This is a genomic window from Flavobacterium sp. LB2P53 (genome assembly GCF_003970305.1).
In the GTDB taxonomy this organism is placed as follows: domain Bacteria; phylum Bacteroidota; class Bacteroidia; order Flavobacteriales; family Flavobacteriaceae; genus Flavobacterium.
In genome coordinates this window covers 1-16692 of the sequence record NZ_RYDG01000005.1, presented here as the reverse complement: position 1 = coordinate 16692, position 16692 = coordinate 1, and the positions used below count along the sequence as shown (strand labels likewise).

The 16692-nt window shown below is 35.3% G+C and carries 14 protein-coding genes; 9 read left to right on the top strand and 5 right to left on the bottom strand.

Going from position 1 to position 16692, the window contains the following annotated elements:
* Positions 1–53: 53 nt before the first annotated feature.
* Genes EKL95_RS07615 through EKL95_RS07605 form a run of 3 tightly spaced genes read right to left on the bottom strand, consistent with a single transcriptional unit; the run spans position 54 to position 1747 of the window.
* Entirely contained in the window at positions 54–1211 is a 1158-nt protein-coding gene (locus EKL95_RS07615; RefSeq protein ID WP_126460310.1) for a glycosyltransferase family 2 protein, read from the bottom strand.
* 3 nt (positions 1212–1214) lie between these two features.
* The gene (locus EKL95_RS07610) at positions 1215–1505 is read right to left on the bottom strand and encodes a type II toxin-antitoxin system RelE/ParE family toxin (RefSeq protein ID WP_126455091.1); all 291 of its coding nucleotides are present in this window, start codon (positions 1503–1505) and stop codon (positions 1215–1217) included.
* Positions 1505–1747 carry a hypothetical protein gene (locus EKL95_RS07605; RefSeq protein WP_126455093.1) on the bottom strand — a complete coding sequence of 81 codons (243 nt, stop codon included), beginning with the start codon at positions 1745–1747 and terminating at the stop codon, positions 1505–1507. The genes EKL95_RS07610 and EKL95_RS07605 overlap by 1 nt, the downstream gene beginning before the upstream one ends.
* Positions 1748–2108: 361 nt before the next feature.
* Here EKL95_RS07605 and EKL95_RS07600 point away from each other — a divergent pair, with 361 nt between their 5' ends.
* Positions 2109–3971 carry an ABC-F family ATP-binding cassette domain-containing protein gene (locus EKL95_RS07600; RefSeq protein WP_126455095.1) on the top strand — a complete coding sequence of 621 codons (1863 nt, stop codon included), beginning with the start codon at positions 2109–2111 and terminating at the stop codon, positions 3969–3971.
* Between the two features lie 486 nt (positions 3972–4457).
* On the opposite strand, the gene EKL95_RS07595 is transcribed toward EKL95_RS07600, so the two are convergent.
* Positions 4458–6008, bottom strand: a complete 1551-nt coding sequence (locus EKL95_RS07595; protein ID WP_126563893.1) for an SDR family NAD(P)-dependent oxidoreductase — start codon at positions 6006–6008, stop codon at positions 4458–4460.
* Between the two features lie 272 nt (positions 6009–6280).
* Here EKL95_RS07595 and EKL95_RS07590 point away from each other — a divergent pair, with 272 nt between their 5' ends.
* Positions 6281–7060 (top strand): O-methyltransferase, encoded by a 780-nt coding sequence (locus EKL95_RS07590; protein ID WP_126563892.1) that lies wholly within the window; start codon positions 6281–6283, stop codon positions 7058–7060.
* Between the two features lie 52 nt (positions 7061–7112).
* Here EKL95_RS07590 and EKL95_RS07585 read toward each other — a convergent pair whose 3' ends face one another.
* A complete protein-coding gene (locus EKL95_RS07585; RefSeq protein WP_126563891.1) occupies positions 7113–7787 on the bottom strand; it encodes a DUF6565 domain-containing protein in 675 nt (224 codons plus the stop codon).
* Positions 7788–8167: 380 nt separating this feature from the next.
* On the opposite strand from EKL95_RS07585, the gene EKL95_RS07580 reads away from it, so the two are divergent.
* The 7 genes from EKL95_RS07580 (at position 8168) to EKL95_RS07550 (ending at position 16335) form a co-directional block, all read left to right on the top strand.
* Positions 8168–8854 carry an ABC transporter ATP-binding protein gene (locus tag EKL95_RS07580; RefSeq protein ID WP_126455103.1) on the top strand — a complete coding sequence of 229 codons (687 nt, stop codon included), beginning with the start codon at positions 8168–8170 and terminating at the stop codon, positions 8852–8854.
* Between the two features lie 146 nt (positions 8855–9000).
* On the top strand, positions 9001–9858 hold the full coding sequence (locus EKL95_RS07575; protein ID WP_126563890.1) for a RimK family alpha-L-glutamate ligase: 858 nt from the start codon (positions 9001–9003) through the stop codon (positions 9856–9858).
* Between the two features lie 43 nt (positions 9859–9901).
* The gene (locus EKL95_RS07570) at positions 9902–10471 is read left to right on the top strand and encodes a cob(I)yrinic acid a,c-diamide adenosyltransferase (RefSeq protein ID WP_126563889.1); all 570 of its coding nucleotides are present in this window, start codon (positions 9902–9904) and stop codon (positions 10469–10471) included.
* Between the two features lie 174 nt (positions 10472–10645).
* Positions 10646–10867 carry a DUF2795 domain-containing protein gene (locus tag EKL95_RS07565; RefSeq protein WP_007138072.1) on the top strand — a complete coding sequence of 74 codons (222 nt, stop codon included), beginning with the start codon at positions 10646–10648 and terminating at the stop codon, positions 10865–10867.
* Positions 10868–10951: 84 nt separating this feature from the next.
* A complete protein-coding gene (gene secA, locus EKL95_RS07560) occupies positions 10952–14302 on the top strand; it encodes a preprotein translocase subunit SecA (protein ID WP_126563888.1) in 3351 nt (1116 codons plus the stop codon).
* Between the two features lie 455 nt (positions 14303–14757).
* Positions 14758–15147, top strand: a complete 390-nt coding sequence (locus tag EKL95_RS07555) for a hypothetical protein (protein WP_126563887.1) — start codon at positions 14758–14760, stop codon at positions 15145–15147.
* 321 nt (positions 15148–15468) lie between these two features.
* Positions 15469–16335 (top strand): hypothetical protein, encoded by an 867-nt coding sequence (locus EKL95_RS07550; protein ID WP_126563886.1) that lies wholly within the window; start codon positions 15469–15471, stop codon positions 16333–16335.
* The last annotated feature ends 357 nt before the right edge of the window (positions 16336–16692 follow it).

Sequence of the window (16692 nt, the reverse complement as noted above, 5' to 3'; positions counted from 1 at the left end):
AGTTTGCGAAATTACTAAATATTTCAAACATAAATTACATTAAATGTAATTTTTTACTCTATTTCTATAATCTCACCTCTCTCATTACTATTATTACTTCCTATTAAAAAATTAGCGTTTTTTGGTATAATTTTAAAGGTAAATCCTTTATTCCTTGAAGATTCGAGAATTGCGATACATTTTTTGAAAGAAATGAATTCGTTATCTAAAATAATTTCTGCACCTATTTTACTTTTAACAGAAGACGAAATTACTGTTTTTTCTGTTTTCAAATCGTGAAACAGGACTTTTTTTTGCAAAACCAAATGGAGCTTATCTGCTAATTTTTGGTTAGCTGAATACAAAAGATATGATTTTGGAATGATTTTTATTCCTGGTTTCCCTTGAAACATTTTCGCCAAAGAAAAAAAGACAATCCCAATTTTCATAAAAAGGGAGAAAAATAAAACACTTTTAAAATGCTTTTTGTAGAAGAAATTCATCGCTTCCTGAAACCGTTTCATATACGTTTCATCCTTAACCGTGCTTTCTCCTTTGTAGTGAATTGCGGTCGTTTCATGGAAATAATAATTGAATCTTCCTTCTTTCAGGACTCGATACGACAAATCAATATCGTCAGAATACATGAAACAATCTTCATCAAATCCGGCTACTTCAAGATACAAATCTCTTTTCATAACCATAAAAGCACCCACAAGAATGGCTACTTTTCCGGTTTGGTTTTCACTTAAATGTTGCGCATAATACTTCCCGAATGTTCCAGGAAATAATTTGTATAAACCTGTGATTTTGGTAAAAGCGACCCAAGGTGTCGGAACGCCACGTTTGCTTTCGGGCAGAAATCTTCCGGTTCCATCGATGAGTTTACAACCCACAATTCCTAAATCCGATTGTTTTTGGGCGAAAGCCAATACTTTCATAAACGTATCTTCGGCAACAACAGTATCGGGATTCAGAACGCAAATGTATTCGCCTTGCGCTTGGGCTACCCCAATGTTATTGCCTTTGGGAAAGCCAATATTTTCTTTGTTTTGAATGAGTTTTACGTTAGGAAAAAGCTTTTGCATCATTGCACAACTGTCATCCGAAGAATTGTTATCAATTACAATAATTTCGCCGTCAATGGTTTCTAATGCGTTTTGAACGCTTAAAACACAGAGCTCCAGAAAATAGCGAACGTTGTAATTGAGAATGATGACAGATAGTTGCAAAGCTTATTGTTTTAGTTTTTTGGGATTTTGTTTCGTGTTGAAAATTCTCAAAACTACAACACTTTCTTTCTCTACGGAATAGATAATTTTAAAACTCCAAATGGCCACAAATCTAACTTTTTGGATATTAATTATTGGCTCAACCGGAAATTTATAAGGAAAATTCGGCAGAGAATTTGCCAAATCATAAATTTCATTAAATACTAAAATAGCATTTTGAGGACTTTCTTTTTTTATGTACTTATAAATAGCTTCTAGTTCATTTGATGCTTTTTTACTCCAAAGCACCCTCATTAACCTAGAATTTTTTTTCTGACATCTTCACTAGAATAGGTTTCTAACTTTCCTTCATTCAATTGATGTAAAGCCTCATGAATGTCTTTAGTATATTCTTTTTCAGAAATTGGGTTTCCATCTGCGTCATAACCAACTATATTTTCTTCATCAAGAAGTTTTGCTATTTTACTAAGAATCTTATTGTCGTTAATACTTAAGATTCTTTGCGTGATGCTGATTTTTAAAGTCTCCGTTTTCATGATACAAATTTTTAACCACTCAAATTTACGTCATTTTATTGAAAATTAAAAAAAACATGTTTCTCCACTAGCCCCGAAGGAAGGGAAAAATTTTTTTTGTTCTTTCTTTAAGGACTAAAAGAGTACTTCACCAAGTTAATATTTTCATCGGTGTTCAGTGAATTTCATTTAGAATGAAAGCTGGACCTTTAGTTCCAACTAAAACCAAGTCATTCGCTCCTGAAAAATAGGTTATCATGTTTAGTTTTAACATTACTTAAACGATAAAACTTGAAACCTAATATAAATGAATTACTTTTGCAAAAAAGTTATGTTTAGTAATGCATGCATCTCTTATAATTTATAACTCATACCCTACAAAGTGAATTACTTATCTGTCGAAAATATCTCTAAATCTTTTGGAGAAAGAACACTTTTTGAAAACATTTCTTTTGGAATTAGTAAAGACCAAAAAATCGCCTTCATTGCCAAAAATGGCTCTGGAAAAACGACTATCATGAGCATCATTAACGGTTTGGAAGAATCAGATACCGGACAAGTTGTACTCAGAAAAGGTATCAAAATGGCCTTCCTTTCGCAAAATAACAATTTGCAGGAAGAATTGACGATTGAAGAAAGCATTTTCGCATCGGATAATGAGACTTTGAAAGTGATTGAAGCGTATGAAAAAGCATTAGAAAATCCGGAAGACGAAGAAGCCTACCAAAAAGCTTTTGACGGAATGGATCAGCACAATGCGTGGGACTTTGAAACACAATACAAGCAAATTCTGTTCAAACTGAAGTTGGAAGATTTCAAACTGAAAGTAAAAAATCTTTCTGGTGGACAGAAAAAAAGACTTTCATTAGCTATTATTTTGATCAATCGTCCCGATTTATTAATTCTGGATGAGCCTACCAACCACTTGGATTTAGAGATGATTGAATGGCTGGAAAGCTATTTTACTAAAGAAAATATTACGTTGTTTATGGTGACGCACGACCGTTTCTTCTTGGAGCGTGTTTGTAACGAAATCATCGAACTGGATAACGGAAAATTATACCAATACAAAGGAAATTACTCGTATTATTTAGAGAAAAAAGAGGAACGCATTGCATCAGAAAATTCGAGTGTGGATAAAGCGCAAAACCTTTTTGTAAAAGAACTGGAATGGATGCGTCGTCAGCCAAAAGCGAGAACGACCAAATCTAAATCCCGTCAGGATGACTTCTATGACATCAAAGAAAAAGCACAAAGCCGCCGCCGTGAAAACAAAGTAGAGCTTGAAATTAACATGGAACGTATGGGAAGCAAGATTATCGAGCTTCACAAAATTTCCAAGAAATTCAAGGATCATGTCATTATGGATAATTTCAGTTTTGATTTTCAACGTGGCGAACGCATTGGAATCATTGGGAAAAACGGAACTGGTAAATCTACTTTCTTGAATTTATTGACCGGAAACGTTTCGCTTGATAGCGGTAAAGTGGTGATTGGCGAAACGATAAAAGTGGGTTACTACACGCAAAGCGGAATAAACCCAAAACCGGGTCAACGTGTGATTGATGTAATTAAGGAATACGGAGAATTCATTCCATTGATGAAAGGGAAATTGATTTCAGCTTCGCAGTTGTTAGAGCGTTTCTTGTTTGATGCCAAAAAACAATACGATTTTGTGGATCGATTGAGCGGTGGAGAATTGAAACGGTTATATTTGTGTACGGTTTTGATTCAGAATCCGAATTTCTTGATTCTGGATGAGCCGACGAATGATTTGGATATTGTGACACTGAATGTTTTGGAAAGTTTCCTTTTGGACTATCCAGGTTGTCTTTTAGTGGTTTCTCACGACAGGTATTTCATGGATAAAATTGTGGATCACTTATTCATTTTTAGAGGACAAGGTGTAGTGGAAGATTTTCCTGGAAACTATTCTGATTTTAGAGCTTATGAAGACAGTGCTGATGTTGCTCAAAAAGAGGAAAACAAAGCGGATAAGAAAGACTGGAAACAAAACAATCCAACCGGTAACCTAACTTTCAACGAGCAAAAAGAATTTCAGAAAACCGAGAAAGAAATCAAGGACTTAGAGTTTCAGAAAATAGCTATTGAGCAATTATTCTCAGACGGGAAAATTGCTGACACTGATATTGAAAAAAAAGCGAACGAATTGAAAAACATCATCAATAAAATTGAAGAAAAAGAAGAACGCTGGTTTGAGCTGAGTGCGAAGATTGAGGGATAAAATCCCCCTAACCCCCGAAGGGGGAATAGAAGTGAACATAGCATACTATTTACAACCCCAACACTTTTAGCGGTAACGCTAGAAATGTTGGGGTTTTGTTTTTTAGGAAAAACAGTGATTACAAATTAGTAAGAAATATTAGAATTAATAAAAAGTCCATTTGATGCTTTGTAGTTTTATTTTCACAGCTATCCGAAAGTTTTAATAAAAATCAAAAGTTCCCTTCCTAGCTCATATAAACAGGCTCTAAGTATTTTATTACCCTGAAAAAAAGTCTGGTTTAAATATAATTTCAGATTTTTTCCTTATTTTTTTAGCAGCCCCGCTCTTCAAAGCATACAATAGTTCTTGATTATGCTGCGCAAATGTCTCTGACTTTGCGCTCACAATAGTAGTCACAAAACAACCACAGCAAAATCCAATTCTACTGTGGTTGTTTTATTCTATATCCTTTTTTAATTCCCCCTTCGGGGGTTAGGGGGATTTCTACCAAGGAATCGGATTGTAATCTTTCAAAAACTTCCCGCACCAATGTTTTCCTGTATTAATACCGTCAAACAACGGATCCATCACTCGTGCTGCTCCATCCACAATATCTAATGGCGGTTGAAAATCCTCTTCTTCCTGTTTTCTTTTGGCTAATTCTGCAGGATCTTCGTCGGTTACCCAGCCGGTATCAACCGCATTCATAAAAATGCCGTCTTTTGCTAAAGTTCCTGAGGAAGTATGTGTCAGCATATTCAAAGCAGCTTTGGCCATATTGGTATGTGGATGACGGTCTTCTTTGAAAAAGCGATGAAACTTCCCTTCCATCGCCGACACATTAATGATGTGCTTTTTCCCAGTGTTCTCTTTCTTCATCACTTCTGAAAGGCGGTTACATAATACAAAAGGCGCCACGGAATTCACCAGTTGCACTTCGATCATTTCTGTGGTTTCTATTTGTCCCAAACGTAAACGCCAGCTGTTGGTTTTTCTCAAATCGACTTGCTGTAAATCGGCATCAAGTTCCCCTTCCGGGAAAACTTCATTTGCCACCAAAGCATTATCAAACGAATACGGAATTTGAGACAATTTAGCGGAAGCCCGCAACCCAATTCCAGGTTCTGGTCCGTGCCAAGTCACCGGCATATTCTGATTGGAGGAAGCCCCTGCTGTCAACACTTTTAATTCATCCAAACAATTGGTATGATCCAGCAATAATTCTTGTGCTTGTTCCGGCAAAGAAGCGATAGAACGCTCCTCATTTTCCATTAGATGCGTATAAAATCCCGCAGGACGCCTCACCGTTTGCGCCGCATTATTAATCAGAATATCCAAACGATCGTATTTTTGCTCTATAAAATTGCAGAAAATCTCTACACTTGGAATGTGTCGCAAATCCAATCCGTGAATTTTCAAACGATGTCCCCAATCCATGAAATCGTCTTCCTTAGAAAAACGCAATGCGGAATCCACCGGAAAGCGAGTTGTTGCAATAACGGTTGCTCCACCACGCAACAACATCAACGTAATGTGATATCCAATTTTTAGACGAGAACCTGTGATAACGGCAACTTGCCCATTTACATCTGCGGTTTGAAAACGTTTGGCATAATTAAAATCGCCACAATCGGTACACATTGTATCGTAAAAATGGTGCATTTTAGTAAACTCCGTTTTACACACGTAACAGTTTCGTGGAGTTTCCAGTTCCAATTGTTCTTTGTTCACAAGATCATTGTAAGCCAAAAGTTTTGGCGCCATAAAAACACTTGCTTCACGCGCATGGCGGATTCCGGTTACCTTACGGGCGGTTCGGTCTCGCTTTTCCATTTTGCGTTTAGCAGCCACTTTACCGTCTTTTTTTCTCCGAGAAAGCTCGTCACGATCGGGTCTGGAAAACATACCTGCCGCTTTGATTAAAGCGGTGCGTTGCTCTTTTGGAATATCAAATATTTGATCCGTATCCGTATTCAATTGTGCTAAAATAGCGATGCAGCGGTCAATTTCTTCAGAGCTTATCGTAGTTTTATGTTCTATTTGTTCAATCATCATCGTAAAAAAAATGGATACTATTCTTGTGTAAATTCCAAGGCTGCAAATATAGCCTTTTTAAAGTCGTAATGTTTCGAAGCAATACAGTCGGAAGTCGAAGCGCAAAGATGATAGAATTGTATTTTGACTTTCGACTATTATCTTACTATCTTCGCACCCACAATGTTCTTTCACCAAGATGCACGAAGCAACCGCAAAGATTCACAAAATTGAAAAACTCAGTGTATCTTCGTGTTTTCTCTTTGAGAATCTCTGTGTAACAAAAAAGTTCCATGCTGTTTCAAATCAAATCGTATTTACAATTCCTTTGGCACTCAAAAAATGAGCATGCGGTGCATTCGCCATTTGTGTTTACTTTATTGACGAGATGCTTTTATGATAAAAAATCAAAACCGGAATATACGATTTTAAGAGAATATAGAAACTCGCTTTTAGCAAACAATAATACCATTGAAGTCACTGATTTTGGTGCGGGTTCCAAAGTGTTTAAATCGAATTCCAGAGTTATTGCCAAGATTGCCAAAACAGCAGGGATTTCTCCCAAGCGAGCTGAATTACTTTTTAGAATCACCAATTATTTTCAACCGGACTCTATTTTAGAAATTGGAACTTCATTGGGATTGGCGACTTCTGCCCTAGCTTTAGGGAATTTAAAAGCAACAATCACAACGCTTGAGGGATGTCCTAATACAATGGCACTGGCAAAAAATCAATTGCAAAAAATCAATTGCAATAATGTAGAAAGTGTAATAACTGAGTTCAGTACTTATTTACAAACCGAAAGCCTAAAGCCTAGAACCCATAACCTAATTTACTTCGACGGCAATCACTCCAAGAAAGCAACATTAGACTATTTTGAAGTATTACTTCCTACCATTACGAACGAAACCCTTTGGATATTCGATGACATTCACTGGTCGCCAGAAATGGAACAAGCTTGGGAAATTATAAAAAACCATCCCAAAGTAACGGTAACAATTGACACATTTCAGTGGGGATTGGTATTTTTTAGGAGAGAACAACCAAAAGAACATTTTGTGATTCGAACCTAAAAAAAATGACAGCCATTGCTGACTGCCATTTTCAATATAGAATAACTACTTTTTATTCTTTAGCTTTTTTCATTTCTCCAGATTTTGCTCCCATCCTGTTTAGCGTATAAATTGGTGCAAATTTTAATTTTAAACCCGAAATTTTTCTGTTATTATCCACTGAAAGTCCTTCTTTTTCAACTGTATTTTTTCTACTGTCCAATGCTTCATACATCAATTTGATTTCGTCCCAGTCTTCACGAGAATACTTATCTTTGTTCGTTTCAACTGCATCTACAAATTGCTGGTACACGCTAAGAATATTGTCTTTATCCACCCAAGCAAAACTCATATCCTCACCCACTTTCCCTTCACCAAATAAAGTATTTCTCATTTGTTGTTTTGGGTTTGCAGCAGCGGCGGCTTTATCTTGAGCCTCTATTTTGGCTTCGTATTTTGCTTTCAAAGCCTCGTATTTAGCATTTGCTTCATCAAGGTATTTCTGCGCCTCCGCATTGTCTTTCATATTTGCCAATGCTGCCTTTGCATTACCACTTTTTAATTGATACGTAGCTTCAATTCCTTGCCAGTTTGCTTTAGCATTCTCGGAAGAAACATTCCCTAATGAATCCACATACATCACATAAGAATCCACTATTTTCTCCGCTTGCTCTGTTTTTTCATCTTTACAGGAGGCAAATCCTAAAGCGACTACCGCTATTCCTAACACCATTTTTGTACTTTTCATAACTTCTTGATTTGATTAATACTTTTAACAAAAATAAGTAATATTATTATATTATCAATTATAACCAAAAAATGTTATAAATAATTAAAATAATTATGAAATAAATACCAATAAAGTGTAAATTATACAAATTTATACTATAATAACATAAAATTTAATAGAATGATTTAACGTATTAAAAAATACATTTACCAAGAAAATAGAAAAAAAACGCAAGTGCTTCATTAATAAAAAATTATCTGACCGCATAAATCTAAGCTCAAAATGTAACAAATTTAAAAAACATCTACTTATTAATAATTCAAAAGTCTTTTGTACTTTTAAAATCTAATTTAATAGCACCCTACGCACCGTCGAAGGTCAAAAAATCATACATTCTAATGGCAAACCCGCTAATCAAAATAACCAATATCAAACGAGATTTTGTGCTTGGAAATGAAATTGTATATGTTCTCAAAGGCATTGATTTAGAAATAAATAAAGGCGAATACGTAGCATTAATGGGACCTTCAGGATCCGGAAAATCTACCTTAATGAATTTATTAGGTTGCTTAGACACGCCAACTTCTGGCAGTTACATCCTGAATGGGAAGGATGTCAGCCAGATGAAAGATGATGAATTAGCCGAAATTCGCAATAAAGAAATAGGATTTGTTTTCCAAACTTTCAATCTTTTACCCAGAACTACCGCACTAGACAATGTAGCTTTACCCATGATTTATGCCGGTTTCTCTAAATCTGATAGAAATAAACGCGCCACGGAAGTTTTAGAACAAGTAAATCTTGCTGACAGAATGGATCACCAACCCAACCAACTTTCAGGAGGTCAACGCCAGCGGGTGGCAATTGCACGTGCCTTGGTCAATAAGCCGTCCATCATTTTAGCGGATGAACCTACAGGAAATTTAGACAGCAAAACCTCTCTTGAAATCATGAAACTTTTTGGAGACATCCATACCAATGGGAACACCGTTATTTTAGTAACGCACGAAGAAGAAATTGCCGCGTATGCGCATCGAATTATACGTTTGCGTGACGGAATTATTGAAAGCGATACGACCAAATAATTTTTTTTAGGAGCTTTTTCCGGCTATACGCTTGTATCTCTTTCTTTTTTAAAAAGAAAAAAGAAAGAGGATACCGCTTCTATCCGGGCTAAAAAATCCCACTCACAAATATCTTTTAAACCCCCAAATAAAAACTAGTACCTAAAATGAATATCGCCATACTAACCTGCCAAAAACTTCCCGATTTAAATCCTGAAGATCAAAAAATAATTCCTGCACTAGCAAAATATAATATTAACGCCAAAGCGGTGATTTGGAGTGACAAAACCATTAACTGGACTGATTTTGATTACTTGATTTTTCGCAATACTTGGGATTATTTCGAAAAAGAAACCGAATTTAATATTTGGCTCCACCAAATAGAAAAACTGGGTATCAAAACACTTAACCCGATTGAAATAATCAAACAAAACATACACAAGTTTTATTTGCGTGAAATGCAAAAGCAAGGAATCACAATATTACCAACCGTATTTATTGACAAAACAGACACTCTGAATCTAGCTGAACACCTACCTTCCCATTGGAAAAAAGCAGTCATAAAACCCGCATTTTCGGCAGGATCGTATCTCACTGAAGTTTTTGAAACATCAGATAGTGAAGAAATAAACCAGAAATATGCGACCATAGCTGCAGAGAAAGACTTGCTGTTACAGGAATTTATGCCGGAGATTCAGACTCTAGGTGAAACTTCATTTATCTTTTTCAATAAAAAATTCTCTCATGCGGTTAACAAAAAGCCGGTAAATGGAGATTTTAGAGTACAATCCCTATTTGGTGGCATCTATAATTTGGTACATCCCAGTTCAGAATTGATTGAAAAAGCACAAAAAGTTGTTGATACTTTTCAAGAGAACTTACTGTACGCCAGGGTAGATGGGATACTGATTGATAATGAACTTTATTTAATGGAAATTGAATGCATTGAACCTGATTTATATTTCAATTTAAGTGAAGGTTCACTGGAACGATTTGTTACGGCAATAGTGGAATTAATACAGTAAATTTGTTTCCATCAAACAAATCATAAATTAACACAAACCTTGGATGAAAGTATATACAAAGACTGGAGATAAAGGAACTACGGCACTTTTTGGCGGAACCAGAGTCCCAAAAGATCATGCACGAATAGAAAGTTATGGTACGGTAGACGAATTGAATTCTCACATTGGACTAATCCGCGATCAGGAAATGAATTCCCATTACAAAGAAATTCTAATCGAGATTCAGGATCGTTTGTTTACAGTAGGTGCAATATTAGCAACTCCTCCAGAAAAAGAGGTGTTAAAAAACGGTGAACTTCGATTAAAAAAACTCGGAATAATTGAATCAGATATTGAACTGTTGGAAAATGAAATCGATGCTATGGAAGAAGCCTTACCACCCATGACTCATTTCGTACTTCCTGGAGGACATACAACCGTGTCATATTGTCATATAGCACGTTGCGTATGCCGTAGAGCGGAGCGTTTAGCAGTTCATTTAAGCCACAACGAACCGGTTGCAGAAATCGCAATAAAGTACCTGAACCGACTTTCTGACTACCTTTTTGTGTTGGCACGAAAGTTGTCTCATGATCTGAAAGCTACGGAAGTTCAATGGATTCCTAGAAAATAATTTGCAGCATTTAAGGTCTTTTTCAGTTGTATTTATGGTGAAAAAATGCAAACTTTTTAACCGCAAAATTTAAATCAAAAAAAACGTTCTTAACTTTTTATTAAAATAAATGATTTTTTACTTGTCTTTTTCAGTAAAAAATTTATTTTTGCACAAAACTAAACAGACAACAAGATGTATTGGACATTAGAATTAGCATCCTATCTAAGTGATGCACCGTGGCCTGCTAACAAAGACGAACTTATTGACTACGCTATTAGAGCTGGAGCTCCATTAGAAGTAGTAGAAAACCTTCAGTCTATAGAAGATGAAGGCGAGATATATGAATCAATGGAAGAAATTTGGCCAGATTATCCTACAGACGAAGATTATCTTTGGAATGAGGATGAATATTAAAAAGTAAACCAAGAAAAAGTCTCTAAAGAGGCTTTTTTTTTGTTTAAATTTACAGAATTACACAAACAGAAATAAAAACATATTATGAGTTTTATAAATAGTATTATCAAAGTCTTTGTTGGGGATAAATCTCAAAAAGATGTGAAAGCTTTACAGCCGTATCTTAACAAAATTAAAACTTTTGAAACTCCTCTAATGGCATTATCTAATGATGAGCTTAGAGCGCGTACTGCATTTTTCAAAGAAAAAATAAAACAAGACCGTTCTGAAAAAGATGCTAAAATTAGTGCTCTGAAAGTAGAAGTTGAAAGTATTGAAGATATCGACAAACGAGAGGATATTTACGTCGCTATTGATGCGCTGGAAAAAGAGGCTTATGATATTTCGGAAAAAACGTTGTTAGAAATTCTTCCGGAAGCTTTTGCTGTAGTCAAAGAAACGGCTAGACGTTTCAAAGACAGTACACAAGTAATTGTAACTGCCACTGCAAAAGACCGTGAACTTTCGGCAACAAAAAGCTATATAACTCTAGATGGAGACACTGCGATCTGGGCAAATTCTTGGAGTGCTGCGGGTAAAGAAATTACTTGGGACATGATTCACTATGACGTACAATTAATTGGCGGAATGGTTTTACATGAAGGAAAAGTAGCAGAAATGCAAACAGGTGAAGGAAAAACATTAGTGGCAACTTTGCCGCTTTACTTAAATGCATTGACAGGAAACGGAGTACATCTAGTGACTGTCAACGATTATTTGGCAAAAAGAGATAGTACATGGAAAGCACCTTTATTTGAATTTCATGGTATGTCAGTAGAATGTATTGACAATTATCAACCAAGCTCAGAAGGAAGAAAAAAAGCATACGATGCTGATATCACGTACGGAACCAATAATGAGTTTGGTTTTGACTACTTGAGAGATAATATGGCACATTCTCCAGAAGATTTAGTGCAAAGAAAACATAATTATGCGATTGTCGATGAAGTCGATTCTGTTTTGATTGATGATGCAAGAACACCATTAATTATCTCAGGTCCAGTTCCTCAGGGAGATCGCCATGAGTTTAATGAATTGAAACCAAAAATTGAAAATTTGGTTAGTTTACAACGTCAATTGGCAAACGGCTTCCTATCTGAAGCTAAAAAATTAATAAAAGAAGGAAACACTAAAGAAGGTGGATTCCAATTGTTAAGAGCCTACCGAGCATTACCAAAAAATAAAGCATTGATTAAATTTTTGAGTGAAGAAGGAATTAGACAATTGCTTCAAAAAACCGAAAATCAATACATGCAGGATAACAAAAGAGAAATGCACAAGATTGATGAGGCATTGTATTTTGTTATTGAAGAAAAAAACAATCAGGTAGAACTGTCTGACAATGGTATCCAATTCCTTTCCGGAGATACTGATTCTGACTTTTTTGTACTTCCGGACATTGGAACCGAAATTGCCGCTATCGAAAAAAGAAAACTTGATAAAGATGCAGAAGCGGAAGAGAAGGAAAAATTATTTCAAGATTTCGGAATCAAAAGTGAGCGCATCCACACCCTGACACAACTTTTGAAAGCATACGCTTTATTCGAAAAAGATGTAGAATATGTAATCATGGACAACAAAATCATGATTGTTGATGAGCAAACGGGACGTATAATGGACGGTCGCCGGTATTCTGACGGTTTACACCAAGCCATTGAAGCCAAAGAAAATGTAAAAATTGAAGCAGCAACACAAACATTTGCAACAGTTACATTACAGAATTACTTCAGAATGTACAACAAACTGGGAGGAATGACAGGAACAGCCTCTACTGAAGCAGGTGAGTTGTGGCAAATATACAAACTGGACGTGGTAGAAATTCCTACGAACAGACCAATGGCCAGAAAAGATAAAGAAGATTTTATTTATAAAACTACTCGTGAAAAATTCAATGCCGTAATCGAAGACGTTTCAGAATTATCTAAAGCAGGGAGACCGGTTCTTATTGGTACAACTTCAGTAGAGATTTCAGAATTGTTAAGCCGAATGTTGAAAATGAGAGGTGTTGCACACAATGTCTTGAATGCAAAAATGCACAAACAAGAAGCGCAAATCGTTGAAGAAGCAGGGAAACCTGGTGTGGTAACAATTGCAACAAACATGGCGGGTCGTGGTACCGATATTAAATTATCTGCCGAAGTAAAAGCCGCAGGTGGATTAGCAATTGTAGGTACGGAACGTCATGATTCGCGTCGTGTGGATCGTCAGTTGCGTGGTCGTGCAGGACGTCAGGGTGATCCGGGAAGTTCTCAGTTTTATGTTTCTCTGGAAGACAATCTCATGCGTTTGTTTGGTTCTGAAAGAGTGGCAAAAGTGATGGACAGAATGGGATTACAGGAAGGCGAAGTGATTCAGCATTCTATGATGACCAAATCTATCGAACGTGCTCAGAAAAAGGTAGAAGAAAACAACTTTGGTGTTCGGAAGCGTTTATTGGAATATGATGACGTAATGAATGCACAACGTGAAGTGGTTTACAAACGCCGTCGTCATGCTTTGTTTGGTGAGCGTTTGAAACTCGATATTGCCAACATGCTTTATGACACTTGCGAATTGATTGTGGACCAAAACAAAGCAGCAAATAACTTCAAAAACTTCGAATTCGAATTAATTCGTTATTTCTCTATTACATCACCGGTTACTGAAAGTGAGTTCATAAAACTCAGCGAAATGGAATTAACAGGTAAAGTATACAAAGCTACATTAGAATATTACACCGAAAAAACAGTACGAAGCGCCAGAGAAGCATTTCCTATTATAAAAAATGTTTACGAAGACAAAAACAACCAATTTGAACGCATTGTTGTTCCATTTACAGATGGAATCAAATCGTTGAATGTAGTTACTGATTTGAAAAAAGCCTACGAAACTGAGGGAGCTCAACTTGTTGCTGATTTTGAAAAAAATATTACATTATCTATTGTTGATGAAGCTTGGAAAAAACACTTGCGTAAAATGGATGAGTTGAAACAATCGGTACAACTTGCGGTTCACGAACAAAAAGATCCATTGCTAATTTACAAACTCGAGGCTTTCAATTTGTTTAGAGCTATGATTGACAATGTAAATAAAGAAGTAATTTCATTCTTGTTCAAAGGTGATTTACCGGCTCAAGAAAACCAACAAATTCAGGAGGCAAAAGAAGTACGTCAGAAAGAAGACTTTCAATTGAGCAAAGACGAGGTGCTGAATTCTGATGAATTAGCAACACAAAATCGTGAAGCGGGACAAACGCAACAACGTCAAGTTACCGAAACTATCGTGAGAGATATGCCAAAAATTAATCGCAATGATACTGTTACGATTCAGAACGTGGCCAACGGACAAACTCAAGAAATGAAATACAAAAAAGCCGAAAGCCTAATCGCTTCAGGACAATGGGTTATTGTTAACTAAACCGTTTCAATTCCTTAAAATTAAATTCCTCAATTACGAAAGTAGTTGGGGAATTTTTTTTGTTCTTAATTTATTTCTGGAGCCATTCCCGCCCTACGCTGCAAGCTATTTGGTTTCAAACCCTTTTTCTAGCCGCTGTCAGTAGCTTCCTTTGGTCGCTCTGCCACCACCAGAAAAAAATGTTTTTCAACCGGCATAGGCTTTCCGCTGCTGTCGGGGCTAGTGATTTTGCGATACATAAAAGAGTAGCGATCAAATACACGTTTACAAAAAAACGTACAATAAATAAAAAACGCATTTGATTATTTGTAAAGAATTATTTACATATTTGGAAATTAATAAAGCGAAAGAAACCTTCGCCAATCTACCCATATATGGGTGTATATGCGAAAGTTTGTATCGCCTATATACAAGTTAGCGGTAATGCTCTGAAAAAATAACGCAAAAACACTATTATGGAAAAAACACACCAAATTATTTTGACTTTTTTATGTTTAGTTTTATCGTCTTGTCAAAATAACTCGCTCAATGGAAAAACATTATCGGGACTTGAGGAAGATGAATATTTTGATGCTGCAAACCAGCACTTTCAAACAAATTTAACTTTTAAAAATGATAGCGTAATAGTTGAACGAAATTCAGTTTCGATAACAACAGATGAAAAATCAGCTTTCAAAAAAACTGGTGAAATGTATCGTTACAAAGGAGCGGTTAAAAAGAATGGAAATAAATTGAGTTTTGTTGCTGTTGAATATAAATGTAGTGATTGCCCACCAATAGTTGAAGTTGGAGAAAATGGTGATATTAAAGATGTTTTAGATAAAAAAAATATGAAGGTTACATGACAAAAAATGGGGCGAAATTTAACGGAATAGAATTTAAAGAGAACTAAGCACTACCGCTAACAGCTAGTAAGCAATAGTCGGGAATTAGGCTTAATTTGAAGTTGGTTTTGTACTTGAAAAATAGTGATTATCCGAAATAATAGCTTTATTTAGCCCGACCATCGCCTACTAGCGGGACGTTATACCACATTATTGAATAACGTTATGAAAAAAAGATAAAAAATCTTTCCGAATTTTCGCAAGTAATTATAATTTAATTACTTGCGAACAAATCAAATAAATTTTATACTTTTAAAATTAATAATTTAAACTATATAAAAAATGAAAAAATATTTTACAAATCTAGTAATCATTATGGCATTATCTATTCTTTTTATTGGCTGTTCCAATGAAGAAAATGAGATAAAAGTAGAAACACTTGACTCAAGTAAAGATGCAAAAAGAATTGCAGATATTATAAATTCTGGAACTGAAGGCATTCCATTTCCTGAAGGTAGCAAAGTTTTTAAAAAATCCGAAGATAACTTTGAAATACGTTTGCCAAAAGATTTTTACTTTTTAATTTCAGAATTAGACTCAAATGGTAATTCAAGTCATCGAGCAATCGCTGAAATTTCTGATGTAAGTGTTACATGTTCATGCACAAAAGGTTCAGGTTGTTCTCCTGTAAAAGCTCAAGGTGAATATTATTGTGTAATGAATAGTGGTTGTACAACATGCACGATGTCAACAGCTAGAATTGGAACAAAACAAAATATTAAAATTCTTGGAATAATTGATTATAATATGGGGGTTAGTTTTGTATCTGAATCAAAAAGTCTTTTAACTTCATCGAAAAACAAAATTATTTCTAAAAGTATTTCAGAGCATTTTTTAAATAAAACAGAAGTTAAAAAAGCACTTTTGGAATTTTATTCTGTAATTTATGATAAAAATATACCAAGTTTTATTACTGAAAACAAAAATCCACCTGCGGGTTATTCATTTTCAAAAGTTAATTTATTTGGTAATGAAATAATGGTTCCAGTAAAATCAAATTCTTTTTCAACAGAATTAGGTATTTCTGAAATTGATGATGCAGCTGTTACTTGCAGTTGTAGTAGTGGTTCTGGTTGTGTAAAAAAATCATTTATGGGTGCAAAATATTGTGATGCTGGTTCTTGCACAAAATGTACTTTGAATGATTAAATCTGAATTTTAACTTATAATAAAGAGTGAATTTCATAAATTATGGAGTTCACTTTTTTGTATAACGTGGTATAACAAGCGTTTTGCAAGATTGCGGGGTAAGTGATTAATTCAAAGTTTTGGCATATCAATAAAGTTCAGTAATAACCTAAAAGTTAAGGCTTATTTAGTCCGCAACCTCGCAAAGCGCTGGGACGTCAAACTGTCTAATACCTCCTTTCTCTATGTTAGATAATTTGTACAAAAAATCGTTCAAATAATTTGCATAATTCCCCCGCTAGCGCGAGCGCAATGTCATTAAGTTAAGGAATTTTATATTGCATCTTTTTGATTTTTAAGCACTAAAGGTCGAATTCG

Coding starts and splice junctions, on each gene's coding strand:
- EKL95_RS07590 (WP_126563892.1), top strand. CDS start 6,281: ATGCTGTTTCAAATCAAATCGTATTTACAATTCCTTTGGCACTCAAAA.
- EKL95_RS07605 (WP_126455093.1), bottom strand. CDS start 1,747: ATGAAAACGGAGACTTTAAAAATCAGCATCACGCAAAGAATCTTAAGT.
- secA (WP_126563888.1), top strand. CDS start 10,952: ATGAGTTTTATAAATAGTATTATCAAAGTCTTTGTTGGGGATAAATCT.
- EKL95_RS07580 (WP_126455103.1), top strand. CDS start 8,168: ATGGCAAACCCGCTAATCAAAATAACCAATATCAAACGAGATTTTGTG.
- EKL95_RS07570 (WP_126563889.1), top strand. CDS start 9,902: ATGAAAGTATATACAAAGACTGGAGATAAAGGAACTACGGCACTTTTT.
- EKL95_RS07610 (WP_126455091.1), bottom strand. CDS start 1,505: ATGAGGGTGCTTTGGAGTAAAAAAGCATCAAATGAACTAGAAGCTATT.
- EKL95_RS07550 (WP_126563886.1), top strand. CDS start 15,469: ATGAAAAAATATTTTACAAATCTAGTAATCATTATGGCATTATCTATT.
- EKL95_RS07595 (WP_126563893.1), bottom strand. CDS start 6,008: ATGATGATTGAACAAATAGAACATAAAACTACGATAAGCTCTGAAGAA.
- EKL95_RS07585 (WP_126563891.1), bottom strand. CDS start 7,787: ATGAAAAGTACAAAAATGGTGTTAGGAATAGCGGTAGTCGCTTTAGGA.
- EKL95_RS07565 (WP_007138072.1), top strand. CDS start 10,646: ATGTATTGGACATTAGAATTAGCATCCTATCTAAGTGATGCACCGTGG.
- EKL95_RS07575 (WP_126563890.1), top strand. CDS start 9,001: ATGAATATCGCCATACTAACCTGCCAAAAACTTCCCGATTTAAATCCT.
- EKL95_RS07555 (WP_126563887.1), top strand. CDS start 14,758: ATGGAAAAAACACACCAAATTATTTTGACTTTTTTATGTTTAGTTTTA.